Genomic DNA, 24,952 nt, shown 5'->3' on the forward strand with positions numbered 1-24,952 from the left:
GTCGTCGAGGCGCGCACCGGCCTCGGCGCACGTTGGCAGACATTTACGGAGATCGTTGGGAAAGGGGGCAGAAAAGACGGATTCCCGGGTGACTACTCGCGGGTAGATTTACTCAGCAGAGGCGAAAGCGGTACAGAGGGAGCCTTATGACGGCGAGGATGGGGACGGCGCGACTCGGTCCGGCAGAACGTACCGCCGCCCTGGCGCGGATGGAGGCGCAGGAACTCGACGTGGTCGTGATCGGCGGCGGCGTGGTCGGCGCCGGCGTCGCGCTCGACGCCACGACCCGCGGGCTCTCGGTGGGCCTGGTCGAGGCGCGCGACTTCGCCTCCGGCACGTCGTCCCGCTCGTCGAAGCTGATCCACGGCGGGCTGCGCTATCTGGAGCAGCTCAACTTCGACCTGGTCAGGGAGGCCCTGCGGGAGCGGTCGCTGCTGCTCAAGCGGATCGCGCCGCACCTGGTCAGGCCGGTGCCCTTCCTGTTCCCGCTCACCCACGCGGGCTGGGAGCGGCCGTACATCGGGGCGGGGCTCGTGCTCTACGACACGCTCGGGTTGTCGTTCGGCCTCACCCGGGGCGTGCCGGGGCACCGCCACCTGACCCGCCGCCAGGCCCTCCGCGTCGTCCCCTCGCTGCGCAGGTCGGCGTTCAGCGGCGCCGTGCAGTACTGGGACGCCCAGGTGGACGACGCCCGCTTCGTGATGACCACGCTGCGCACCGCCGCGACGTACGGCGCGCACGTCGCCTCGCGGGTGCAGGCGGTCGGCTTCCTGCGCGAGGGGGAGCGGGTCACCGGGGTGCGCGTGTGCGACCTGGAGACCGGTGCGGAGCTGGATGTGCGGGCCCGCCAGGTCGTCAACGCGACCGGCGTGTGGACCGACGACATCCAGCAGCTCGTCGGCGGGCGGGGACAGATCCACGTGCGGGCGTCCAAGGGCATCCATCTCGTGGTGCCGCGCGACCGCATCCACGCGCTCAGCGGGCTCATCATGCGCACCGAGAAGTCGGTGCTGTTCGTCATCCCCTGGGGCCGGCACTGGATCATCGGGACCACCGACACCCGCTGGAGCCTGGACAAGGCCCACCCCGCGGCGTCCCGCGCGGACATCGACTATCTGCTCGAGCGGGTCAACTCGGTGCTCTCGGTGCCGCTGACCAGGGACGACGTCGAAGGCGTGTACGCCGGGCTGCGGCCGCTGCTGGCCGGGGAGTCCGAGGAGACCTCCAAGCTCTCGCGCGAGCACGTCGTCACCCACCCGGTGCCGGGACTGGTCATGGTGGCCGGCGGGAAGTTCACGACGTACCGGGTCATGGCGGCCGACGCCGTTGACGCGGTCGCGCTCGGCCTCGACCAGCGCGTGCCGCCGTCCTGCACCGACCAGGTGCCGCTCGCCGGCGCGGAGGGCTACCAGGCCCTGTGGAACTCCCGCCACCGCCTGGCGCGCTCCTCCGGGCTGCACGTGGCGAGGATCGAGCACCTGCTGGAGCGGTACGGCTCGCTGATCGACGAGGTGCTCGCGCTCGTCGAGGAGGACCCGTCGCTCGGCCGGCCCCTCGACGGCGCGGACGACTACCTGCGCGCGGAGATCGTGTACGCGGCGACGCACGAGGGCGCAGGGCACCTCAACGACGCGCTGACCCGGCGCACCCGCATCTCTATCGAGACCTTCCACCGGGGGACCGCGGTCGCCCAGGAGGCCGCCGAGCTCATGGCCGGCCCGCTCGGCTGGGACGCCGATCAGGTCAAGCGCGAGGTCGAGTACTACACCAAGCGGGTCGAGGCGGAGCGTGCCTCCCAGGAGCAGGACACCGACCAGGAGGCCGACGCGATCCGCCTCGGCGCTCCGGAGATCGTGCCCGTCGCGCCTCCGCGTGATCTCGCGAAGGCGCGCGGGGACGCGGGCTGACCCGCCGGGCGGACGGGACTCAGTCGCGGCCGTACAGCGCCGGCAGGTCCACGAGGAGCACGGCGGGGTCCTTCCCGGCCTCGGCCCGGAGGTCGTCGTCGAAGCCGGCTCCGCTGTAGCAAGCCAGTACGGTTTCCGAGGTGTCGTAGCCCTTCGCCGACAGCAGGTCGCGGGCCCGGCGAAGGCGCTCCAGATGGCGCACGCCCAGGATCTTGTCCCACTTGGCCTCGCCCAGGGACCTGACAGCCCGCGGCTCGCCGGGATAGGCGGGGCCGAGGACGGCCACGTCCACGTCGATCTGGGTCCTGGCGCCGGGGTCGGCCACCGTGCCGGCCGCGACCTCGCCGATGCCGCCCTCGCCGAAGTGCTCCCGGCCGTGGCGCACCGCGTACTCCCGGCAGAGCGTCTCGAAGTGCGGCCCCATCACCTTCGACAGGAAGCGCTGGCGGGAGCGCCGCCAGACCTCCTCGGCGAGGCCGAGGCCGAGGTCCGACCACTCCGGACGCATGATCGCCTGGTAGAAGGCGATGAGCGGCTCCGCGATCCGGTACCGCGTTCGTCCCGATTTGAAGGCGTCCTTCTCCCTGACCAGCAGCCCGCAGTCCTCCAGGACGTTGAGCGGATGGGCGATGTCGGAGGACTTGTACCCGATGTGACCGGCGATGCCTCCCCAGGTGTTGTTCCCCGCCGCGACCGCGGAGAGAACCGAATGGTAGAGGGCGGGGTCGCGGATGTCGGGCTCCTCCGCCAGCAGGTAGCGCCCCTCCCGGAACAGTGACGTCCTCCGGTCGAGGACTGTACGGACCACCCATCGGTCGAAGTCCTCGACCGACTCCGGCCGGTCGCCCAGCACGAACTCGTCCCGGTAGGCCGGGGTGCCGCCGACGACCGCGTGGAGCATCGCCGCCAGACGCGGGTCGTCCTGCGCACCCCAGAACGCGGCGGCGTCCCGGTAGGACAGCGACTGGATCACGAGTTCCAGGCGTGCCCGTCCCCGTAGCGGCGCCTGCCCGGACAAGATCTTGCCCATCACCGACAACGCGGAGCCGCAGATGAGCACCCGTGCGTTGCTCGCGCCTCCGTGCGTGCGTCCGCGCAGGTCGATCTCCTGCTTGAGGATGGACGGCAGCGCCGGGTTCGCCTTCATCAGGTACGGGAACTCGTCGATGATCAGCGGTGTCGGACGATCCCCGGCCAGCGAGAAGAAGAAGGTGAGCGCGTCCCGCCAGTCCGCGAACGGGTAGCCGACAGGGGAGCCGGTGTGCCTGGCCAAGGCCATCCCGAACAGGCGGAGCAGCTCGATCTCCGTGCCTTCCGTCGCCTCGAAGTAGAAGCCGCCCAGAGCCTCGGCCAGGTTCTTGAGCAGAAAGGTCTTTCCCTGCCTGCAGCGGCCACTGACGACGCCGAAGGCGACCTCCGCCTGGGTGCCGGTCGCGAAGGAGGTCAGTGCCTCCCACTCCCAGTCCCGAGCGAAGATGTGTCCCGGCTTGGTCACCATGAGCGATCACCCCGCTACTGAAATCGCTCAACCGTATTTCAGTAGCGGGTGCGTCGTCAGGCGAAGGGGATCCACGCCCGGTCGGCCAGTGTGGCGGCGTCGCTGACCTTGAGACCGGCGTCGGACAGGGTCCACAGGTCGTCGCCGATGACAAGGGAACGGCGGATGCCCTGGTCGGCGGGGGCGAAGTCGCTCCTGGCGGGCTGCCGCGGGTGGCTGACGACGCCCAGCTTGGTGATCTCGCGGTCGCCCACCCGCAGGGCGAGGGCGGCGCTCCCCGCGATCCCGCCGTCGGCCCAGTTCGCGAGCGGGAGCACGGCCAGCCCGGTGGCGGGCCAGTAGAGGAAGGCGTGCGGGTCCCACTCGGCCTCTGAGCCGGACTGCCCCTGGTGGAACCGCGACAGCACGGCGGGCGCGGCCGGGTCGGCGACGTCGAACAGCGAGATCTGCGTGCCGAGCATGCGGCCCTCCCCGCTCGCCTCCTGGCCGATGCCGATGAGCCGTCCCTCGCCCGCGGGGTGCAGATAGGCCGAGAAGCCGGTGATCTTCAGCTCGCCGGTGACCCTGGGCGCGGCCGGGTCACGCAGATCCAGCGCGTACAGGGGGTCGGTCTGGCGGAACGTCACGACGTAGCCGAGGCCGTCCATGAACCGGACCGAGTAGATCCGCTCGCCCCTGCCGAGGCCCGTGACCGAGCCCGTCTGGGCGAGCGTGCCGGCGTCGAGCACGTACACGCCGCTCTCGCTCGTGCCCGGGCTCGCGCCGAACACCTCCGCGCCGCTGGTCGTCGCCACCCGCAGATGGCCGTCGTACTCCGACAGGGAGTACTGGTTCAGCAGCCGTCCCGGCACCGAGCCCGAGGTGACGTAGCGCGGGGCGCCGGGGGCGGAGACGTCGAAGCGGTGCACCTCCGTGCGCTCGGGCGGCGCCGCGGGGGTGGGTGTGGCCGACGGGCCGGAGGCGGGCACCACGTCGACCGGGCGAGCGTCCCACCAGCGGGGGTTGCTGGTGACGTAGAGGCTGGATGCCGTTCCGTACACGGTGTCGCCGTCGGCCGCGACCGCGATCGGCGTGAGCGAGCCGAAGGGCGTGGCGGCGGCCAGGTCGATCGTGTGGACGGTCAGCATCGAGGTGCCGGTGAACTGACCGGGGTGGCTGACCCGGTCGCAGCCGACCCGCTCGGTGCGGCTCGCGCCGCCGGACTCGACGTCGTATGCCGGCAGCCACGCGTCGGCGGGGGCGGACAGCACGGCCTGACGGTTGCCTTCGAGCAGTTCCTTCTCCGGCTCGTTCTCCTTCGGCGCGGGGAAGGCGATCTCCGGCTGGGATCGGACGACGAGCCGCACCGTGGAGCCGGACTGCCGGGCGTCGACATGCTGCCCCCGCACGGTCATCGAGCCGAGGACGCGCGGTTCGCCGGACAGGTCCACGAGCACGTATCTCGGGCCGCCGAAGCCGGCCCGGGTCTTGGCCGTCGCGCCGAACGGGATGATCCCGCCGCCCTGGAACAGCACGAGCGCGCGGTCGCCGTGCACCAGCAGGTCGGCCTGGGCCCACGACTGGTCCTCGGCCACGAGCCGCAGCGTCCCGGTGACCTTCCGGGTCCTCGCGTCCACGACGCGCAGCACGCCCCTGGTGACGGTGACGACCCGGGTGCCGTCGGTCTTGACCAGGTCGGGCTCGTCCACGCCCGCCTCGTGCGTGTTCGTGGTCGAGAACGCCTGCTCGGGCGTCGCCCGCTTGGCGGTGGCGACGTCGGAGCGGGCCGCGTAGAGCATGTTCTCCCCGAAGCCCCAGGGCGTCACGTTCCGCGCGGCCGCCTGCCGCAGCCCCTCCGTCATCTCGTCGCAGCCGGTGTACGCGACGAGCCGCACGTTGCCGGTGAGGTCGGCCGGAGAGGGCGGGAAGTCCTGTGCCGTACGGCCACCCGCGCAGCCCGTGGCTCCCGTGGCCAGCAGCGCGGCGAGAACGCCCGCCGTACGCATCGATGTCCTCATGCCCCAAAGACGGATCACGTCCCGGCGCGGTTCGACGATTCCGCGTTCCTTGGAGTTCAAGGTAATATCTAGGAGTATTAGGCAGAGGCAAATGGCCCTAGGGAGTGGTGCGGGCATGGCGCGGGCGGGGTTGACGGCGGATCGGGTGACGCTCGCCGGTGCGGAGCTGGCGGACGAGGTCGGGCTCGACCACGTGACCATGTCGGCGGTGGCGCGGCGGCTCGGGGTGAAAGACGCCAGCCTCTATGCGCACGTGCGCAACCTCGAGGACCTGCGCGGGCGGATCGCGCTGCTGGCGGCGGACGAGAAGACCCTCCTCATCGCGGAGGCGATCGCCGGGCGGGCCGGCAAGGACGCGCTGGTGGCGTACGCGAACGCCTGGCGGCAGTACGCCCACGACCACCCGGGCCGATACATGGCGACGCAGATCCCGATACAGATCGATCCCGAGCTCGCGGCCCGGGCGCCCGGGCCGCGACGCGCCGTCGAGCTGACCTACGGCATGCTGCGCGCCTACGCGCTGGCGGAACCCGACCTGACCGACGCGGTCCGGCTGATGCGCAGCACCCTGCACGGCTTCACCAGCCTCGAGGCCGCGGGCGGGTTCGCGTACGCGCGCCCGGCGGAGGACACCTGGATCCGCTGCCTCGACGCCCTGCACACCCTCCTGCGGCACTGGCCCGCACACGACGAAGGAGACCCGGCATGACCGGCCCGACCATCGGCCGCCTGCGCGTCGACGGCGCCACTCTGCATTACGAGGTGCGCGGCGAGGGCCCGCTCCTGCTGCTGATCCCCGGCGGCACGGGCGGTGCGGCCGCCTTCGACGGCGTCGCCGACACCCTGGCCGCCGATTACACGGTCGCGTCCTACGACCCGCGCGGCCTGTCCCGCAGCCCCCTCGACGACCCGGAGGCCGAGCAGCGGGTCGAGCGGCACGCCGCAGACGCGTCTCGGCTGCTGGACCTGCTGTCCCCGGACGCGCCCGCCCGCGTCGTCGGCTGCAGTTCGGGCGCGATCGCCGGGCTGCATCTGCTCACCACTCGTCCCGAGCGGATCGAACGCCTCGTGGCGCACGAGCCGCCGGTGGTGGAGGTGCTGCCGGACGCCGCCGAGCATCGGGCGCTGCTCGCCCGCGTCCGGGACACCTTCCGCAGGGAGGGGCCGATGCCCGCGGCCGCGGTGTTCGCGGCCGGCCTCAGACGGCCCGGCGACCCCGTCGAGCCCCCGGCGGCCGTGGAGCTACCGCCGCAGGCGGCGGCCCGAGCCGAGCGGACGATGGCGGACATGCCCTACTTCCTCGGGCGCATCGTGCCGAGCTTCATGGCGTACAGGCCGGACGTGGACCGTCTGGAGGCCCTGTCGGACCGCCTCGTACTCGCGGCCGGAGCGGACTCGCGCGGCGAACTGCCCTACCGTCCCGCGGCCTTCCTCGCCGAGCGGTTCGGCACGGAGCTCGTCCACTTCCCCGGCGGGCACACGGGGCTCACCACGCACCCCGCCGAGTTCGGTGAGCTCCTCCGCACGGTGCTGACCACCTGACCGGAAGGACGTCGGCGCCCGAATCATTACTTGCCGGTAGTCACAAGCGGAGGGCCGGAATATTCTTCCGCCATGGGTGCCATGAATCGGACGCTCGACGCGGCCATGGTCGACCGGATCCTCACGCACGTCTCCTCCGAGGGCAAGACACGGGAGATCCTCGCGCCGTTCACCGGCCAGGTCCTGGCCGAGGTCCCGATCTCCACCCTCGAGGACGTCCGCGCGGCGTACGCCAGGGCGAGGGCGGCGCAGGAGGCCTGGGCGGCGCTGCCGGTCAGTGAGCGGATAAGGCCGTTCCTGCGGCTGCACGACGCGATGCTCGACCGCCGCCAGGAGCTGCTCGACATCGTGCAGTGGGAGACCGGCAAGGCGCGGCGTCACGCGTACGAGGAACTCCTCGACGTGGCGGGCTGCACGTTGTACTACGCGCGGCGGGCGCCCGGGCTGCTGGAGCCGCAGCGCAGGCAGGGCATCTTCCCGATCGCCACCCGCACGGCCGAGTTGCGCCACCCCAAGGGCGCGGTCGCGGTGATCAGCCCGTGGAACTACCCGCTGGCCCTCGGCGTGACCGACGTGGTCCCCGCGCTGCTCGCGGGCAACGCGGTCGTGCACAAGCCCGACATCCAGACCCCGCTGTCCACGCTGTGGACCATCGAACTGCTCGCCGAGCTGGGCATGCCGCGCGACATCTGGCAGGTCGTGCTCGGCGATCCGGAGGACATCGGCGAGCCGCTGATCGACGGCGCCGACTACGTCGCGTTCACCGGTTCCACGCGCGGCGGGCGCGGGATCGCCGAGGAGGCGGCCAAGCGGCTCCTCGGCTGCTCTCTCGAGCTCGGCGGCAAGAACCCGATGATCGTGCTCGACGACGCCGACCTCGACGTGGCCGCCCAGGGCGCGATCCGGGCCTGCTTCGCCAACGCCGGGCAGCTGTGCATCTCCATCGAGCGCCTTTACGTGCACGAGGCGGTCGCCGACGCGTTCCGCGACAGGTTCGTGCGGGCGGTGCGGAACATGAAGATCGGCCCCGGTCTCGACTGGGACGTGCACATGGGGTCGCTCACCTCCCGAAGGCAGCTCGACGGGGTCGCGGCGCACGTCGAGGACGCGGTCGCCAAGGGCGCCACGGTGCTGACGGGCGGACGGCCGCGCCCCGACCTCGGCCCGTTCTTCTACGAGCCGACCATCCTCGACGGCGTGGACGAGGACATGGACGTCTGCCGCGACGAGACGTTCGGGCCGGTCGTGTCGCTCTACCGCTTCAGGGACGAGGACGAGGCGGTGCACCTGGCCAACGACACCGCGTACGGGCTGAACGCCTCGATCTGGACGAAGGACGTCGCGCGGGGCCGCCGCCTCGCCGCCCGGATCAAGGCGGGCACGGTCAACATCAACGAGGGGTACGGCTCGGCGTACGCCTCCTACGACGCCCCGATGGGCGGGATGAAGACGTCCGGGCTCGGCCGCCGCCACGGGGCCGAGGGCCTGCTGAAGTACACGGAGGTCCAGACGGTGGCCAGCCAGGCCACCTGGCTGGGCTTCGAGCCGATCCTCGGCATGACCTACGACAAGTACGCCGACACGCTCGCGGGTCTGCTCAAGACGATGAAACGGCTCCACCTCAAGTGAGAAAGGGCGGGGCGGTGCACTACGACGTCGTGGTCGTCGGATCGGGCTTCGGCGGCAGCGTGACCGCGCTGCGGCTCACCGAGAAGGGATACCGGGTCGGCGTCCTGGAGGCCGGCCGCAGGTTCGACGAGAAGACCCTGCCGAAGACCTCCTGGCGGGTCAGGGACTTCCTGTGGGCGCCCGCGCTCGGCCTGAAGGGCATCCAGCGCATCCACGTCCTGCGCGGCTCCGCCGGCGTCATGGTGCTGGCCGGCGCCGGGGTCGGCGGCGGCTCGCTCGTCTACGCCAACACCCTCTACGAGCCGCTCGACCCGTTCTTCGACGACCCGCAGTGGAGCCACATCACCGACTGGAAGGCCGAGCTCGCGCCCTACTACGACCAGGCACGACGGATGCTGGGCGTGCGGGAGAACCCGACGGTGACGGTCGCCGACGAGGTGATGAAGAAGGTCGCCGAGCGGATGGGCGTCGGCCACACCTTCCGCCTCGCCCCGGTCGGGGTGTTCTTCGGCGAGCCCGGCGTCGAGGTCGACGATCCCTACTTCGGCGGCGTGGGCCCGCGCCGCCGCGGCTGCGTCGAGTGCGGCGAGTGCATGACCGGCTGCCGCCACGGCGCGAAGAACATGCTGATCAAGAACTACCTCTACCTCGCGGAGAAGGCCGGGGCGAAGGTCCACCCGGAGACCACCGTGACCGGCGTACGGCCGGTCGACGGCGGCTACGAGATCACCGTGAAGCGCACCGGGCCGTTCGGGCCCACCCGCACGCTGACCGCCGCCCAGGTGGTCTTCGCCGCCGGGACGTACGGCACGCAGCACCTGCTCCACCGGCTCAGGGCGACCACGCTGCCCCGGATCTCGCCGCGGCTCGGCGCGCTGACCCGGACGAACTCCGAGGCTCTGCTCGGCTTCGAGCGGCTGACGGCGAAGGGCGGCAAGCTCAACCACGGCGTGGCGATCACCTCCTCCATCCATCCGGACGCCGAGACGCACATCGAGCCGGTCCGGTACGGCGACGGCTCCAACGCCATGGGCCTGCTGCGCACGCTGCTCGTGGACGGCGGCGGGCGGGCGCCGCGCTGGCTCAAGTTCCTCGGGGCGGCGCTGCGGCGGCCGCACCTGCTGCCCCGGCTGTTCAACCACCGCAGATGGTCCGAGCGCACGATCATCGCCCTGGTCATGCAGGCCAAGGACAACTCGATCACGCTCTCGCTGCGGGGCGGCAAGCTCAGAGCGGGCCCGGGCCACGGCGAGCCGAATCCCACCTGGATCCCCGCCGGGCACGAGGCCGTCCGAATGGCGGCCGAGGAGATCGGCGGACTGCCCGGCGGTTCCTGGCTGGACCTGTTCGACAAGCCGGCGACCGCGCACTTCCTCGGCGGCTGCGCGATCGGAGACTCGGCGGACAACGGTGTGATCGATGCCTACCACCGCGTCTACGGCTATGAGGGCCTGCACGTCGTGGACGGCTCGGCCGTGTCGGCCAACCTCGGCGTGAACCCCTCGCTCACGATCACGGCCCAGGCCGAGCGCGCGATGGCGCTGTGGCCCAACAAGGGCGAGCCGGACCCGCGTCCCGCCCTCGGCTCGGCGTACGTGCGGCTCACGCCGGTCGCGCCCGCGCGGCCGGTCGTCCCCGCGTCGGCGCCGGGCGCGCTGCGCCTGCCGATCGTGGGCGTCACGTCAGGGGGGACGGCAGCGGACGGGAGTGCACCACGTCGAGACGGGACACCGCGCGGGTGAGCGCCACGTAGAGCCTGCCCAGCCCGCGCTCCTCGGCCTCGACGATCTCGGCCGGCTCGGCCAGCACGACGTGGTCGTACTCCAGACCCTTGCACAGGGTGGCGGGCACCACGGAGACCCGTACGGACCGGCCGGGTGTGAGGCTTTCGGCGACGGCCAGACCGGCGTCGATGAGCGCGGCGCGCACGCGGCCGGCCGACGCGTCGGCGGCGATGACGCCGATCGAGCCCTCGTGGCCGAGCGCCTCGCGCACCGCCGTCACGACCGCGGGGTCGTCCCCGCGCAGCACGCGCAGCCGGCCGTCGCGCCGGAAGGACCGGGAGGGCGGCACGTCCACCGCGAGCTCCGGCAGCAGGCGGTTGGCGAGCTCGACGACGGCGGCGGGCGTGCGGAAGCCGATGGTGAGCGCCATGACCGTGGCGTCCGGCTTGCCCAGGTGCGCCATCTGCTCGCCCCAGTCGCGGGCGGCCCACGGGGTCGTGCCCTGCGCCAGGTCGCCGAGCACGGTGAGCGAGCCGTGCTCGCTGCGCCGGGCGACGGCCCTGCACTGCATCGGCGACAGGTCCTGCGCCTCATCGACGATCACGTGGCCGTGTCCCCGCGGACGCTCGATCAGGCCGGCCAGCTCGTCGAGCAGGATCAGGTCGGCGGTCGTCCACTTGGCGCTCCGGTAGGTGCGCGGCGGTCTCGCCCAGGTGATCGCCGCCTGTTCGGCCGCGGTGAGCACGCCCTCGGCGGCCTCCGAGCAATCACCGAGCACCTCGGACAGCACCTCCTCGGGGCGTACGGCCGGCCAGAAGGCGTCCACGGCGGAGACGACGGCCCGGGTCGTCCGGCGCGTCCACGCCGTGTCGATCGTCCGGCCGCGCGACTCGGCCCGGCTGCGCACGAGTGACGCCGTGCGGGCGATGACGCGCTCGCGGCCCACGCCGTACGGCATCGCCTCGCGCAGGGTCTCCTCGACCACGCGGCGCAGCTCGTCCTGCCCGACCCGCCAGCGCATGGAGTCGTCGGCCACCACGAGCGGTTCCGCGGGCTCGCGGACACGCAGGTAGAGTGCCCTGCGCAGCACCCGGGCCATGCGCACGTCGTGCTTGACCACGGCGGCGTCCGTGCCGTCGGTCCCCCTGACCGGGACCCGGGCGAGGAGCGCGTCCAGCGTGGTCTGCTCGACGTCGACCTCGCCCAGGGCCGGCAGCACCGCGGAGATGTAGCCGAGGAAGGCCCGGTTGGGGCCGAGCACGAGCACACCGCCGCGCGACAGCCGCTTGCGGTGGGCGTAGAGCAGGTAGGCGGCCCGGTGCAGGCCGACGGCGGTCTTGCCGGTGCCCGGCCCGCCCTGCACGCACAGGGACGTGTCCAGGTCGGCGCGGACCAGGTCGTCCTGCTCCGGCTGGATGGTGGCGACGATGTCGCGCATCGGCCCGACCCGGGGGCGCTCGATCTCGGCCGTCAGGATGCGGCCCGCGCCACCGGAGTCCATCCCGCGATCCGGCCCGCGATCGAGGTGTTCGTCCTCGAAGCCGGTCAGCTCGCCGCCGGCCCAGCCGAAGCGCCGCCGTACGGTCACGCCTCGCGGATCCCGGGCCGACGCCTGGTAGAACGTCCGCGAGACCGGCGCCCTCCAGTCGATCACCAGAGGCTGCCCGCCGCTGTCGGCGGAGACGTGGCGGCGGCCGATGTGGTAGCGACGCCCGGCGTGCTCGCCCACGCCCGGGCCGAAGTCGAGGCGCCCGAAGAACGGCGGCCCTCCGTCGTCCTCGCTCAGCTCCTTCGCCAGGCTCTTGAGATGGCGGCCCAGCCGCTCGGCGCTGTAGCGGTCACCCGCCACGGTCTCGCCGATGATCACGTTGTGCCGGGCGCCGTCCAGCATCCGGCGCAGGCCCTCCTCGCAGCGTTCGGCGTACGCCTGCTCCTCCTCCAGCGGGGTCATCCGCCGTCTCCTTCCCCGGGTTCCGTAGAGGCATGGAACAGCAACTCGGTCACAAATGCAACCGAGTTAACTTTTCTTGACGGTGCTGCTAGCCTGTGCGCATGGTCGAGGGGCTGCGGACGCGGAAGAAGGAGCGGACCCGCCGGGCCATCTCCGAGGTCGCGATCGCGATGTTCCTGGAGCACGGCTTCGACCGGGTGGGCGTGGCCGAGATCGCGGCCGCGGCGGAGGTCTCCAAACCCACGCTGTTCCGGTATTTCCCCTCCAAGGAGGATCTGGTCCTGCAGCGGATCGCCGACCACAGGGGAGAGGCGGCCGCCGTGGTGCGCGCCCGCCCGGCCGGGCGGGCCCCGCTGGACGCGCTGCACGACGCCTTCATGGCCGGGCTGGACGCCCGCGAGCCGACCACCGGCCTGTGCGACCACCCGGCGGTGCTGGCCTACCACCGCCTCGTCTTCGACACCCCCAGCCTGGCGTCCCGCGTGGCCGAGTACGCCGCGGCGGAGACGGAGGCGCTGGCGGAGGCGATGGGCGAGGCGGCGGGATTCGCCCCCCGCGCTCCTGCGGGCGCGTCCCGGCCGGTGCCGCACCTGACGCCGCGATTGGTGGCCGCGCAGTACGTCACCGTCCGGCAGATCCTGGCCAGGGACAACTACGCGGCGCTGGCGTCCGGCCGGACGGCCGGCGAGGTGTACGGCGAGGCCGTCGCCGCCGCCGGCACCGCCTTCGAACTGCTGCGGCACGGCGCGCGGGCACACGGCCTGTGACCTATCGTCAAGATCGCTGAGGCGGTCTACGCTCGACGGGTGCAGACCGAGGGATTCAGCGGGACCGCGCTCCACACGGCGGCGGCGCGCGCCGCCCACCTGATCGTCGACGGGGAGCCGGTCGTCTTCCATGATCCGTTCGCGTACGCCCTGCTGGGCGAGTGCGCCGAGGACTACGTGCGCCTGCACCGCGAGATGGCGGACCACCCCGTCCTCGCCGGGCTGCGTGCGGCCGTCGTCAGCCGCAGCCGCTACACCGAGGACCGCCTGGCCCGCGCCGTACGGCGGGGCGTCCGCCAGTACGTGATCCTGGGTGCGGGGCTGGACACCTACGCCTGCCGGTCGTCCGGGCCGGTGGAGGTCGTCGAGGTGGACCATCCGGGCACCCAGAGCTGGAAGCGGGAGGCGCTGGCCCGCGCGGGCCTTCCGGCGCCGCCCCGCCTCACGTACGTCCCCGCGGACATGGAATCCGGGCAGTGTCCCGTGGACCGGCTCGTCGCGCACGGGTTCGACCTCGCCCGGCCCGCGTTCGTGAGCTGGCTCGGCGTGACCGCCTATCTCACCGGCGAGGCCGTCGCGCGTACGCTGGCCGGGCTCGGCCGCCTCGCCCCCGGCAGCGAGATCGTCGTGGACCACGTGCTGCCCGAGGCCCTGCGCGGTCCGCGCGCCCGGGCGTACGCCGAGGCCCTGATGCCGCTGGTGGCGGGGGGCGGCGAGCCCTGGCTGACGTTCCTGAGCCCGCGAGAGGCGGCGGACCTGCTGGAGGAGCACGGCTTCGAGGTGATCGAGCAGGTGCCGGAGCGCGACGCCGCGGGCCCAGCCCTCCGGGAGCGTACGGACGCCCTGGCCAGCAGCGAGATCTCGGTGATCACCCACGCGCGGAGAAGAGCCGGGCGGCGGGCCGGCTGAACGCTCCCCGGCCGGTGGCCGGGCCCCGCCGCCGGCGCCTCACCGGGAGGCGACCGCCGCCCGGAGGGCCACAGGCGCGGGCGGGCGGGACGCGTCACCGCGCCGATAGACTGGCGTTACCGCCGCTCCCTTCAACCGCCTCGCTGCCTTCATGGGGGTCCTTTCCAGTGTCCGAGTTCGACACGGTCCTCGTCGTGGACTTCGGCGCGCAGTACGCGCAGCTGATCGCGCGACGGGTGCGTGAGTGCCACGTCTATTCCGAGATCGTCCCGTCGACCATGCCGGTCTCCGAGATGCTGGAGAAGAAGCCCAAGGCGATCATCTTGTCCGGCGGTCCCTCGTCGGTGTACGCCGAGGGCGCGCCGCCGGTCCCGCAGGGCCTGTTCGAGACCGGGGTGCCGACCTTCGGCATCTGCTACGGCTTCCAGGCCATGGCCCAGGCGCTCGGCGGCGAGGTCGCCAGGACCGGCGCCGCCGAGTTCGGCGGGACCGCGCTCAAGGTCCTTCAGGAGGGCCTGCTGTTCGCCGGACTGCCGGTGGGGCAGACCGTCTGGATGTCCCACGGCGACTCGGTCGTCGGCGCCCCCGCAGGGTTCGCCGTCACGGCCGCCACCGACGCCACGCCGGTCGCCGCGATGGAGGACCCCTCACGCGGCCTGTACGGTGTGCAGTTCCACCCCGAGGTGCTCCACTCCGAGCATGGGCAGCAGGTGCTCAAGCACTTCCTGGAGGCGGCCGGCTGCCGCCCCTCGTGGACGATGCTCAACATCGTCGAGGACGCCGTCGAGGCCGTGCGCGCCCAGGTGGGCGACGGCCGGGCGATCTGCGCGCTGTCGGGCGGCGTCGACTCCGCCGTCGCCGCCGCGATCGTCCAGCGGGCCATCGGCGACCGGCTGACCTGCGTCTTCGTCGACCACGGGCTGCTGCGCAAGGGCGAGGCCGAGCAGGTCGAGCGCGACTTCGTCGAGGTGACCGGCGTGAAGCTGCGCGTCGTGGACGCCTCGGAGCGCTTCCTCAAGGCGCTGTCGGGCGTCACCGACCCGGAGGAGAAGCGCAAGATCATCGGCCGGGAGTTCATCCGGGTCTTCGAGGACGAGCAGCGCGCGATCCTCGCCGACGGGCCGGTGGACTTCCTCGTGCAGGGCACGCTCTACCCCGACGTCGTCGAGTCCGGCGGCGGCACAGGCACCGCGAACATCAAGTCCCACCACAATGTGGGCGGGCTGCCCGAGGACCTCAAGTTCGAGCTGGTCGAGCCGCTGCGCACGCTGTTCAAGGACGAGGTGCGGCGGGCCGGCGAGGAGCTGGGCCTGCCTGCGGCGATGGTCTGGCGCCAGCCGTTCCCGGGACCGGGCCTCGGCATCCGGATCATCGGGGAGGTCACCCGCGAGCGCCTCGAACTGCTGCGCGAGGCCGACGCCATCGCCCGCGAGGAGCTCACCCGCGCCGGTCTCGACCGCGACATCTGGCAGTGCCCGGTCGTGCTGCTCGCCGACGTCCGCTCGGTCGGCGTGCAGGGCGACGGCCGCACCTACGGCCACCCGGTCGTTCTGCGGCCGGTGACCTCCGAGGACGCCATGACCGCCGACTGGGCGCGGGTGCCGTACGACGTGCTGTCGCGCATCTCCACCCGGATCACCAACGAGGTCCGCGAAGTCAACCGGGTGGTCCTCGACGTGACGAGCAAGCCGCCGGGCACCATCGAGTGGGAGTGATCCGGGATCAACGGGCATAGATCCGGCCGCTCTGGATAGTGTGGCGCGGTGATTGCCACTCAGCCCGTCACCGCCGCGTCGCAACAGGTCACCCGCCTGGCCTGGCTGGACGCCCTCCGGGGGATCGGCGCGATGGCGGTGGTCGCCGAGCACGCGCTGCCCTGGCTCATGCCGTCGCTCCGCCCCTACTGGTTCAGCCTCGGCATGTACGGCGTGCTGGTCTTCTTCCTGGTCAGCGGATACATCATCCCCGCGTCCCTGGAGAAGCGGGGCGACGTCGGCGGGTTCTGGATCAGCCGGGTGTTCCGGCTTTATCCGCTCTATCTGCTGGTGATCGCCGCCGTGCTCGTCATGGCGTTCTGGGTTCCGGTGCGCCAGGAGGTGCCCCGGCACCCGTCGGCTGTGGCCGCGCACGTGAGCATGCTGCTCGACGTCGTTCACACGGGCGCCCTCGCGGACCCGATGTGGACGCTGTCGTACGAGATGGTGTTCTACCTGCTGGTGACCGCGCTGTTCATGGGCGGGGCGCACCGGCGCAGCGGAGCGCTGGCGATCGTCTTCGGCGTCGTGGCGGTCGCCGCAGGGCTGGTGCTGTCGGCGCCGCTGCTGCCGGGGCCGTGGCCGGCCGTCGTCACCGGCGTGCTGTTCGTCGCGGGCCTGGCCTGCCTGATCACCGGCCGGTTCCGCACCGTCGCGGCGTACGCGCTGGGCCTGATGGCGCTCGTGCTGCTCATGTTCGGCAGCTTCGTGCCGTGGTTCGGCGCGGCCATCCTCGCGGTGATGTTCACGGGCACCGCGCTGTACCGGTGGGAGCGGGGCACGGGCGGGCTCGGCCCGGTCGTGGCCGCGGCGGCCCTGGTGGCCGCCGCGCCCGTGTGGTCGATCCAGGCGGGCTGGTGGTGGGTGCAGCCCGACGTGTGGATCACCACGATCGTCCTCGCCGGCGGGACGTTCGCGCTCGGCATGGCGCTGCGCGGGCGGCGCGTCCCCGGCGTGCTGACCTGGCTGGGCCTGATCAGCTACTCGGTCTACCTCGTCCACCACCCGCTGCTCAAATACCTGAACGTGCTCGCCGGCGACCTGCGGTCACTCACGCCGACGTGGCGGACGGCCGCCGCGCTCGGCTACCTCGTGGCGCTGCTGGCGCTGAGCTGGCTCACCTACCGCTTCGTGGAGGCGCCGGCCCAGGCGCTGGGCCGCAGGGTCAGTCGACGTAGGTCGTCATCTCCGCCGTCCCCGGCAGGTCGGGATATACCTGTCCCGGGGTGAGCTTCTGGCCCTCCAGCAGGGTGGACACCGTCACGAAGTGGTAGCCCTCGGAGGTCAGCACCTGCAGCACCTCGGGCATCGACTGCACGGTCTCCTTGACGGTCTCGTGCATCAGCACGACCTCGCCCTTTCCGGCCACATCCAGGGCCCGGTCGGTGAGGAGGTCCACGTGCCGGTAGCTCTTGATGTAGTCCTTCGTGGCGGTCGTGCCGGGCACCTGGATGAGACCGAACTTGGCGGTGATCTCCTCCACTCCGCCGTTGCGCAGCCCCCCGGGCGCGCGGAAGAGCACCGGCGCCTTCCCGGTCGTCTTCTTGATGAGCCGCTGGGTGTCGCCGATCTTCTTGTTGATCTGAGCGTATGTGAGCTCGGTCAGATAGCTGGCGTCCCACGAGTGGTTGCCGATCTCGTGGCCCGCCTTCGCGATCTGGGCGGTGAGTTTCGGATGCTTCTTCACCTCCGTCCCGATGACGAAGAACGTCGCCTTCGCCTTGTATTCGGCGAGCGTCTTCAGCAACGTCTGGGTGTACGGTCCCGGCCCGTCGTCGAAGGTCAGGGCGATGCATTTGTGGGTCGCGCAGTACGGTTCATCGGTCCCGCGAGCCTGCGCAGGGGTGGCGGTCGCCGCGGCGAGGGCGCACGCGACGGCCACGGGGATCAGACGGCGTACAGCCATGGGGTACTCCTCGGGGGGATCTATAACGCGGCATCGTAACGTGCTTCGCGGCACTTCCTCCTCGTCAGTCCGGTTTGGTGTCGGCCGGAAACCCGCGTCCACCTGGGGTGGAGGCGATTAAACCTTCGGCCAAGGAAGGGGCCAAGGCTGCCCCGGCGCGAGTGGCGTTCGCGATGCTGGGCCGGTCGGATGAGGAACCGGGCAGCGTGAGGAGGGCGGGTGACGCGAGCCGCCACCCGGTCGGCGTGGGGGACGTGGATCGGGTTCGAATCCTGTCCCACGCTGCCCGGCCGCCTCGTCGAGGGCTTCGCCGGTCCGTGGACCCCGCTGGAGGACGTCCCCGTCCCGCCTCCGGTTCCGGCGGGCGACGTGGACGCGAGCCGGGACACGAGTCACGGCGCCGACGCCGGAGGCACCCTTCCGGCAAGCGCGGACCGCGCCGGCCGGGCGCCGGGCGAGACCGGTGCGCTCGGACGCGTCGTGCTCGGATGTGTCGTGCTCGCGGCGCGGTCCCCGGCCGATCTCCGCAGAGCGGTGCCGCTGCGCGGCCTGCTGCCCGCGGCGACGCGGATTCGGATCGCCGTCGCCGACGTGCCGCCCTGGGCGGCCCAGCCGCTGCCGGCCGCCGCACCGGGCGCCTGCTGGCGGCACCTGACCGAGATGCGGGTCGTACGCCGGGGGCGCGGCTGGCACCTGGACGCCGCCTTCACCGAGCCCGTGCGGGCCGGCGACGTCGTGGCCCACGTCGCGCTCGGCCTGTTCGGCGCGTGCGAGGCGACCGGTCCCGTCGCGGGGCTGGAGGGCGGCGGCACGGCCGACTGGCGGCCCGGCGACCCCAACGTGACGCTGTCGCCGCCCGGCGGGCCCGTGCCGGACCGCCGCGACGCCCCCGGCTGCGATCTGCTGCTGCGCGCCGGTGATCTTCCGGACGGCGCCGGCGGTCTCGCGGACAACATGGTGCCGCCGCTGGACGAGGCCGTGGTGAACCCCATCGGGTTCCGGCAGCATCCCTCGGGCGGCGTGGCGGCGCTCGCCGCGCACCGGGACGGGTTCGTCGTCACCCGGGGCGAGGGCAGACTCGTCCGGCTTCCGGCCTCGGGGCGGGTCACCGACGTGGACGTCGCCCGCCTGCGCGACGTGCGGGGGGTCGAGGTGCCCGCGCTCGCCGGACGGTCGCAGACGGCCGCGCGTGTCGTGGCGGCCCTCGCGGCCGCCGGGATCCCGGTGCTCGCCGCGCCCGATCCGGCCCGCGACCGGGCGCTGGGCCCCGGCCTCGCCGCCGCGCTCGCCGCCGTGACCGGCGAGGCGCTCGCGTCCGACCTGCGCCGCGAGGAGCTGAGCATCCGGCTGCGCAGGGCCGCGCTGCGCGAGCACGGGGCCGCCGCCCGCTGGCGGCGTCTCGCGCTGGGCGCCGGCCTGCCGGTGCCGCCGGAGCCGAGGGTTTCGATCCTGCTGTGCACGCGCCGCCCGGAGATGGTGCCGTTCGCGGTCGGGCAGATGGAGCGCCAGCGCGGGGTGACCGCCGAGCTGATCGTGGGGCTCCACGGCTTCACCGCGCGGGAGGCGGCGATCCCCCGCACGCGGCTGCCGCTCACCGTGATCGAGGCCCCCGCCGTGACGCCGTTCGGGGAGGTCCTGAACCGGATGGCGGCCGTGGCCTCCGGGTCGTACCTCGCCAAGGTGGACGACGACGACTGGTACGGGCCCGACCACCTCGCCGACCTCCTGCTCGCCCGCCACTACAGCGGCGCCGACCTCGTCGGGTCGGCGGCGGAGTTCGTCTACCTGGAGTCGCTCGACGTGACGATCAGGAGGTGCATCGGCACCGAGCGGTTCGCGCCGCTGGTGGCCGGGGGCACCATGCTGATCGCCCGGGCGGCGTTCGAAGCGGCCGGCGGCTTCCGGCCCCTGGCGAGGACCGTGGACGGTCAGCTGCTGCAGGCCGTGGAGGCCGCCGGCGGCCGGATCTACCGCACCCACGGCCTCGGTTACGTGCTGCGCCGCCGCAGTGCGTACGGCCACACCTGGCGCCAGCCCGTTCAGTCGTTCCTCGCGTCCTACCAGGAGCAGTGGCGCGGGCTGGTCTTCAACGAACTGATGGAGGACGGTGCCCGATGCCGAGCGGAGGTGAGGACGTGAGGGGGCCTGTGCGCATCCCGCTCAACGACTACGGGGTGCTCGGGGAGCCGCCCGAGCCGGGGGAATGGAGTCCCACGCGCACGGTGAGCGTGGTGATCCCCGCCTACCGCGTGGAGCGTACGCTGCCGCTGACGCTGGCCGGTCTGGCCCGGCAGACCTACCCGGCCCACCTCATGGAGGTCGTGGTGGTGGACGACGGCGAGCGGCCCATGGAGCCGCCGCCCATGTCGTCGGCCGGGGCGCTGCCGGAGCGGCTGCGGGTGGTCCGCCCGCGTGACGGGGCGTGGGGAAGGGCGAGCGCCTGCGCGGCGGGGGCCGAGGCGGCCGAGGGTGAGGTGATCCTCTTCCTGGATGCCGACCTCGTGCTGTTCCCCGAGCACGTGGAGGCCCAGATGCGCTGGCACCACCTGGCCGACTACCTGGTCGTGCTCGGGCACCTGAGGTTCGTGCCCGGCCTCGACGAGATCCCGGCGAGCGAGGTGCTCGCGGCCGTCGAGGCGGGCGCGGTGCCCAAGCTCTTCGCAGAGGACGAGGCCACGCCGCAGTGGACAGAGCGGCGCTGGGACCAGACCGACGACCTGCGGGCGGCCGGCTTCGGCGCGTTCTCGGTCATGGTCGGGGCCACCGCCTCGCTGCCCGCCGCCCTGCTGCGCGCCGCCGGAGGGCTCGACGCCTCGCTGGTCCTCGGCGAGGACACCGAGCTCGGCTACCGGCTGGCCCAGGCGGGCGCCGTGTTCGTGCCCGATCGCCGCAGCCGGTGCTGGCATCTCGGCCGGTCCACCGTCATGCGCCGCGAACCCGACGTGAAGCGGCACAACTGGCCCCACCTCGCCGAGCGCATCCCGAGCTTCCGCTGGCTGCGCAGGCACCCCGGCCGCACCTACCTCGTGCCGTACGTCGAGGTCGTGATCGAGGTGGGGGACGCGTCGTTCGAGGAGGTCAGGGCGACCGTCGACGCCGTGCTCGCCGGGCGGCTGCCCGACGTGCGGGTGACGGTCGTCGGCCCCTGGGGGCGGCTCGGCGGCGGGCGGCGCGACCCGCTCGGCGACCCCTCGCTCGACCTGCGGCTGGTGCTCGCCTGCTACCAGGGCGAGCCGCGCGTGCGGTTCCACGAGGCCGTGCCGGACGACTGCTTCCCCGTGCCGTTCCGCTTCCACTGCCCGCCGGGCTGGGTGCCGTCGCGCGGCACCCTCGGATCGATCGTGAAGCACGCCGACCGGCAGCGGCTGGGGATCGTATCGCTCGCGCTCGACGAGCGGAAGGACGGCCGCGTCGTGCGCGCCCGGCTGGAGCGCACCGCCGCGATGAGCCGCGCCCGCCGCTGCGCGGGACCGGGCGACGACCTCGACGACCTGGTCCACGAGATGTACGGCACGGTGTGGGAGGCGGGCTCCACGTGGGGATTCCTGCCTGCCGCGATCGCCGCGACCACCGCCCCGCCGGTGCCCGGCCGCGTCCGGGCCGGCGCCCCCGGCGTGGCCGGCGGAGGCTCCCGCCGCCCCCTGACCAGGCCGCTGCGCCGTACCGCCCGTCTGATCCGCCGGCGCCTGCGCGCGCTCGTGTCTCCGTCCGCCGCTTCGCCGACCTGAAGGAGCGCCCGTGCCCCGCCTCAGTGTGATCATCCCGATCTACGACGTGGAACCGTACCTCGCCGGCTGCCTGGCCTCGGTCGCCGCGCAGACGTGGGAGGACATCGAGGTCGTCATGGTCGACGACGGCTCGCCGGACGGCAGCGCCGGGATCGCCGGTGGATTCGCGGCGCGGGACGGCCGGTTCCGGCTGGTCCACCAGGCCAACACCGGCCTCGGGGCGGCGCGCAACACGGGAGTGCGGCACGCGACCGGGGACTACCTCATGTTCCTCGACAGCGACGACCTGCTGCCTGCGCACGCCCTCGAATACCTCCTGGCGTCCCTCGAGCGGACAGGGTCGGACCTCGCCACGGGCAACGTGCTGCGCCTCGACGGACGCGGCGCCCGCCAGTCGGCCATGCACCGGGCCGTCTTCGCCGACGCCGCCGCGGGCACCCACATCACCCGTACGCACACGCTCCTGCGCGACCGCCTGGTCACCAACAAGCTGTGGCGCCGCTCGTTCTGGGACGCCCACGGGTTCGCCTTCCCGGAGGGCGTGCTGTACGAGGACATCGCCGTGGCCCTGCGCGCCCACTTCCTGGCGCGGGCCGTGGACGTGCTGCCCGCACCGGTCTACCTGTGGCGGCGGCGCGAGGGCGGCGGCCGATCGATCACCCAGGACAAGGCGCGGGCCGTGCACCTGGAGGACCGGTTCGCCGCCGTCACCGAGGTCCGCCGCTTCCTGAGCGAGCACCACTTCACCGCGCACATCCACGCCTGGGATCACGCCGTTCTCGACGGCGACCTCACGAACTTCCTCGACGTGCTCGACCAGGCGTCCCCGGCGTTCCGGGAGCGGTTCCTCGACCTCGCCGGCCTGTACCTGGAGGACGTGGCGGTCCCCGTGCTCGACGGGTTGCCCGCGCTGCGACGTCTGCAGTGGCATCTCGCGCGCCTGCGCCGCCTGCCCGACCTGCTGGAGGTCCTCGCATGGGACCGGGAGGTGAGGCCCGACCGGCGGCTCGTGCGCAGGGTGGGCGGCCACCACCTGAACCCGCCCCTCACCCGATCCTCCGACCGGGAGATCCCCGCCACCGTGACCAGGGCCAGGGACGAACTCGTGCCGAGGCACCGCATCGACGCGGTCCGATGGGAGGACGGCGTGCTCGTGGTGGAGGGCCGGGCGGCCCCGCCGTACCTGCGGCCCACCCGGCGGGTTCACCAGCAGGTCTTCGCCGCCCTCGTCCACGAACGGACCGGCCGGCGCGTCCGCGTGCCGGCGTCGGTCACCAGGGCCAGGGTGTCCACGAAGTCGAAGGAGCGCGACTGGGGCGGGTTCCGGCTCGCGATCGACCCGGCCGCGCTGACCAGGCCGGGCCGCCTCGGGCGGTGGCACGTGGAGCTGCGCGTGCTGCACCGGGGCGTCCTGCGGCGCGGACGGCTGTCCGATCCGCGCGCCGGCACCTCGGTCGTCGAGCACGCGGGCTACCGCGCCGTGGGCTCCGATCACTATGTCGCGCCGTTGCTCGGGGAGACCGGTGACCTCGTGCTCCGGGCCGGGCGGGAGACCGCCCGGGTCGTCACCCGGGAGGTGCGCGACGGCCGTCTGCGCCTGGTGGGCCATATCGTCAACGACCTCGGCCCGAGCCCGGTGCTCCAGGTCACCCGGCGTCCGGGAGGTGTTCCCCGCACCTACCCCGTGAACGTCGACCGGCGCACGTTCGAGGCCGCCGTCGACCTGCGCGATCTGCAGCCCGCCTCACGGTCCCCCGTGTTCCGTGAGGTGACCGTGCCGGCGGAGGTGGCCGACCCCGAGGTGTGGTGGGAGGTCGAGGTGCGGGCCGCCGACGGCACGGTGACGCCCGTGACGCTCGCCGAGGACGTGCCCACCGGCCGGTACGGCCTGGCCGGCCGGGAGATCGTCGTGGCCCGCGACCGCACCGGCGGCCTGGTTCTGCGGGACCAGCCCGTCGCCGCGTACGCCGACCTCGCCGAGTGGCTGCCCGCGCGTCGAGGGGGAGGGGGGGAGCTGCTCATCGAGGGCGGCCTCGCGGTGCCGCACGAGGTGTCGGCGCTGGTGGTGACCTCTCTCGCCCCCGTCATCCCGGGCCCGGGGGAGTGGCTGCTGCCGATCGAGGGCGCCGGGACCCGGTTCCGGGCCCGCCTGACGCCCGAGCAGGCCGGCTCGCCCGTGGGGCCGCTGCCGCTGCCGCGCGGCCGGTACGCCCTGTCGATCAGGGCGCGCGCCGCCGGGGGAGGATGGGCGGACCTGCCGCTCGAGTTCGACACGGACGTGCCGGCGGCCCACCAGACGGCCCGCCGTACGTTCGGGATCGTCACGTCGGGTCCGGGGCGGGCGGTGCTGACCGTGAGCGGCGACCTGACCGCCGACGAGCGTGGCAAGAAGGCCCAGCGGGTGCTGCGCACGAGGACCTATCCCCAGATGAGGGACAGGCCGCTGCGGGACGCGGTCCTGTTCGACGGCGGCGCGGGCACCCGCTTCGGCGGCAGCCCGAGGGCGGTCTGCGAGGAACTGCGCCGCCGGGGGAGCGACCTGCCGCTGCTGTGGAACGTGCGGGACGGGCAGGTCGCCCTGCCCGGCGACGTCGAACCGGTGCGCACGCTGGGACGTGAGTATTACGAGGCGCTGGCCCGATGCCGCTACGTCGTCACCGACGCGCCGCTGCCGCCGTGGTTCGACCGCAGGCCCGGCCAGGTGGTCGTGCAGACCTGGCAGGAGCCGGTGTACGACCGGCAGTCCTTCACGGAGCGGGAGCCGGCCTGGGGTCACGAGGCCGGTCCCGGGGCGGGCTTCGGTGCCGGTTTCGGTGCCGGTTTCGGGGCGGACCAGTGGACCCATCTCGTCGGCGCGGGCCCGTGGTGGACGCCCCTGCTGCGGCGGGCGTTCGGCTATGAGGGGGAGGTGCTGGAGACCGGCCTGCCGTGCGACGACCTGCTGACCGGGCCGGGCGCCCGGGAACGCGCCGCAGAGGTGCGGCGCCGCCTCGGCCTGCCGGAGGACGCGAGAGTCCTGCTGTACGCCGCCGGGAGGCACGACACGCTCGACCCCGCACGCGTGGCGGCGGGCCTGCCGCGCGACCATGTGCTGCTGGTCCGTTCGCCCGAGGCCGTGGGGACGCCGGCCCGGCGACCGCACGGCGCCGCCGGTTCCGAGGGAGTCGTCCGGCATCGCGGTGCGGTGCGGCACGGAGCCGGGCCGGGCGACGCGCGCCTGCGCGACGTCACCGGCCACCCGGATCCGCACGAGCTGTATCTCGCCGCCGACGTCCTGATCGCCGGGGACGTGGCGGCGGTGTTCGACTTCGCGGTCACGGGACGCCCCGTGCTCCTGCACGCGGGCGGGCGGCAGGACCCGTGGCCGCACCCCGAGGCGCCGGGGCCCGTGCTGGGCCGTGGCGCCGGGGCGGAGGCCGAGGTGCTCGACGCGGTCGCGCACCTCGACGAGATCGAGGACAAGCATGCGGACGCGCTCGGCGCGTTCCTGGAGAGGTACCGCCCCATGGCCGACGGCCACGCCGCCCGCCGGGCGGTGGACGCCCTGTTCGCCTGACCCGCCCCGCCTGACCCGCCCGGGCCGTGACGACAGGTGGGCGGCCGAAATCGAGGGCCTACGCCGCACGAGCGGGAACTCTGG

Annotated in this window: 16 protein-coding genes; 12 read left to right on the forward strand and 4 right to left on the reverse strand. The window is 73.2% G+C overall.

Annotation, left to right across the window (positions count from 1 at the left end; translation table 11 throughout):
• Positions 1–158 precede the first annotated feature (158 nt).
• Entirely contained in the window at positions 159–1,907 is a 1,749-nt protein-coding gene (locus AB0O28_RS12505) for a glycerol-3-phosphate dehydrogenase/oxidase (protein WP_363639298.1), read from the forward strand.
• Positions 1,908–1,926: 19 nt separating this feature from the next.
• Here the strand turns inward: AB0O28_RS12505 and AB0O28_RS12510 are convergent, their stop codons facing one another.
• Positions 1,927–3,405: an ATP-binding protein gene (locus AB0O28_RS12510; RefSeq protein ID WP_363639300.1), complete on the reverse strand. Its 1,479-nt coding sequence runs from the start codon at positions 3,403–3,405 to the stop codon at positions 1,927–1,929.
• A gap of 56 nt (positions 3,406–3,461) precedes the next feature.
• Complete coding sequence (locus AB0O28_RS12515; RefSeq protein ID WP_363639302.1) at positions 3,462–5,402, reverse strand: beta-propeller domain-containing protein; 1,941 nt, start codon at positions 5,400–5,402, stop codon at positions 3,462–3,464.
• Between the two features lie 115 nt (positions 5,403–5,517).
• Between AB0O28_RS12515 and AB0O28_RS12520 the strand changes: the two genes are divergently transcribed.
• The 4 genes from AB0O28_RS12520 to AB0O28_RS12535 all read left to right on the forward strand — a co-directional run bounded on the left by AB0O28_RS12520 (position 5,518) and on the right by AB0O28_RS12535 (position 10,315).
• Complete coding sequence (locus AB0O28_RS12520) at positions 5,518–6,111, forward strand: WHG domain-containing protein (RefSeq protein WP_363639827.1); 594 nt, start codon at positions 5,518–5,520, stop codon at positions 6,109–6,111.
• Complete coding sequence (locus tag AB0O28_RS12525; RefSeq protein WP_363639304.1) at positions 6,108–6,944, forward strand: alpha/beta hydrolase; 837 nt, start codon at positions 6,108–6,110, stop codon at positions 6,942–6,944. The genes AB0O28_RS12520 and AB0O28_RS12525 overlap by 4 nt, the downstream gene beginning before the upstream one ends.
• A gap of 72 nt (positions 6,945–7,016) precedes the next feature.
• The gene (locus tag AB0O28_RS12530) at positions 7,017–8,573 is read left to right on the forward strand and encodes a succinic semialdehyde dehydrogenase (RefSeq protein WP_363639306.1); all 1,557 of its coding nucleotides are present in this window, start codon (positions 7,017–7,019) and stop codon (positions 8,571–8,573) included.
• 14 nt (positions 8,574–8,587) lie between these two features.
• The gene (locus tag AB0O28_RS12535) at positions 8,588–10,315 is read left to right on the forward strand and encodes a GMC family oxidoreductase (protein ID WP_363639311.1); all 1,728 of its coding nucleotides are present in this window, start codon (positions 8,588–8,590) and stop codon (positions 10,313–10,315) included.
• Here the strand turns inward: AB0O28_RS12535 and AB0O28_RS12540 are convergent.
• On the reverse strand, positions 10,251–12,248 hold the full coding sequence (locus AB0O28_RS12540) for an AAA family ATPase (RefSeq protein WP_363639313.1): 1,998 nt from the start codon (positions 12,246–12,248) through the stop codon (positions 10,251–10,253). The two genes, AB0O28_RS12535 and AB0O28_RS12540, sit on opposite strands and share 65 nt — an antisense overlap.
• A 101-nt stretch (positions 12,249–12,349) precedes the next feature.
• Between AB0O28_RS12540 and AB0O28_RS12545 the strand changes: the two genes are divergently transcribed.
• The 4 genes from AB0O28_RS12545 to AB0O28_RS12560 all read left to right on the forward strand — a co-directional run bounded on the left by AB0O28_RS12545 (position 12,350) and on the right by AB0O28_RS12560 (position 16,908).
• A complete protein-coding gene (locus AB0O28_RS12545) occupies positions 12,350–13,015 on the forward strand; it encodes a helix-turn-helix domain-containing protein (RefSeq protein ID WP_363639315.1) in 666 nt (221 codons plus the stop codon).
• Positions 13,016–13,054: 39 nt separating this feature from the next.
• Entirely contained in the window at positions 13,055–13,924 is an 870-nt protein-coding gene (locus AB0O28_RS12550) for an SAM-dependent methyltransferase (protein WP_363639317.1), read from the forward strand.
• A 167-nt stretch (positions 13,925–14,091) separates the two neighbouring features.
• Positions 14,092–15,639, forward strand: a complete 1,548-nt coding sequence (gene guaA / locus AB0O28_RS12555) for a glutamine-hydrolyzing GMP synthase (protein ID WP_363639319.1) — start codon at positions 14,092–14,094, stop codon at positions 15,637–15,639.
• Between the two features lie 48 nt (positions 15,640–15,687).
• Positions 15,688–16,908, forward strand: a complete 1,221-nt coding sequence (locus tag AB0O28_RS12560) for an acyltransferase (protein ID WP_363639321.1) — start codon at positions 15,688–15,690, stop codon at positions 16,906–16,908.
• On the opposite strand, the gene AB0O28_RS12565 is transcribed toward AB0O28_RS12560, so the two are convergent.
• Positions 16,844–17,584 (reverse strand): polysaccharide deacetylase family protein, encoded by a 741-nt coding sequence (locus AB0O28_RS12565; RefSeq protein ID WP_363639323.1) that lies wholly within the window; start codon positions 17,582–17,584, stop codon positions 16,844–16,846. The two genes, AB0O28_RS12560 and AB0O28_RS12565, sit on opposite strands and share 65 nt — an antisense overlap.
• A 219-nt stretch (positions 17,585–17,803) precedes the next feature.
• Here AB0O28_RS12565 and AB0O28_RS12570 point away from each other — a divergent pair, with 219 nt between their 5' ends.
• Genes AB0O28_RS12570 through AB0O28_RS12580 form a run of 3 tightly spaced genes read left to right on the forward strand, consistent with a single transcriptional unit; the run spans position 17,804 to position 24,868 of the window.
• Positions 17,804–19,723: a glycosyl transferase family 2 gene (locus AB0O28_RS12570; RefSeq protein WP_363639325.1), complete on the forward strand. Its 1,920-nt coding sequence runs from the start codon at positions 17,804–17,806 to the stop codon at positions 19,721–19,723.
• Positions 19,720–21,312 (forward strand): glycosyltransferase, encoded by a 1,593-nt coding sequence (locus tag AB0O28_RS12575; RefSeq protein WP_363639327.1) that lies wholly within the window; start codon positions 19,720–19,722, stop codon positions 21,310–21,312. Before AB0O28_RS12570 ends, AB0O28_RS12575 begins: the two co-directional genes overlap by 4 nt.
• 10 nt (positions 21,313–21,322) lie before the next feature.
• Positions 21,323–24,868 (forward strand): glycosyltransferase, encoded by a 3,546-nt coding sequence (locus tag AB0O28_RS12580; RefSeq protein WP_363639329.1) that lies wholly within the window; start codon positions 21,323–21,325, stop codon positions 24,866–24,868.
• Positions 24,869–24,952: the final 84 nt, after the last annotated feature.

Source organism: Microbispora sp. NPDC088329 (assembly GCF_040685655.1).
Classification (GTDB): domain Bacteria; phylum Actinomycetota; class Actinomycetes; order Streptosporangiales; family Streptosporangiaceae; genus Microbispora.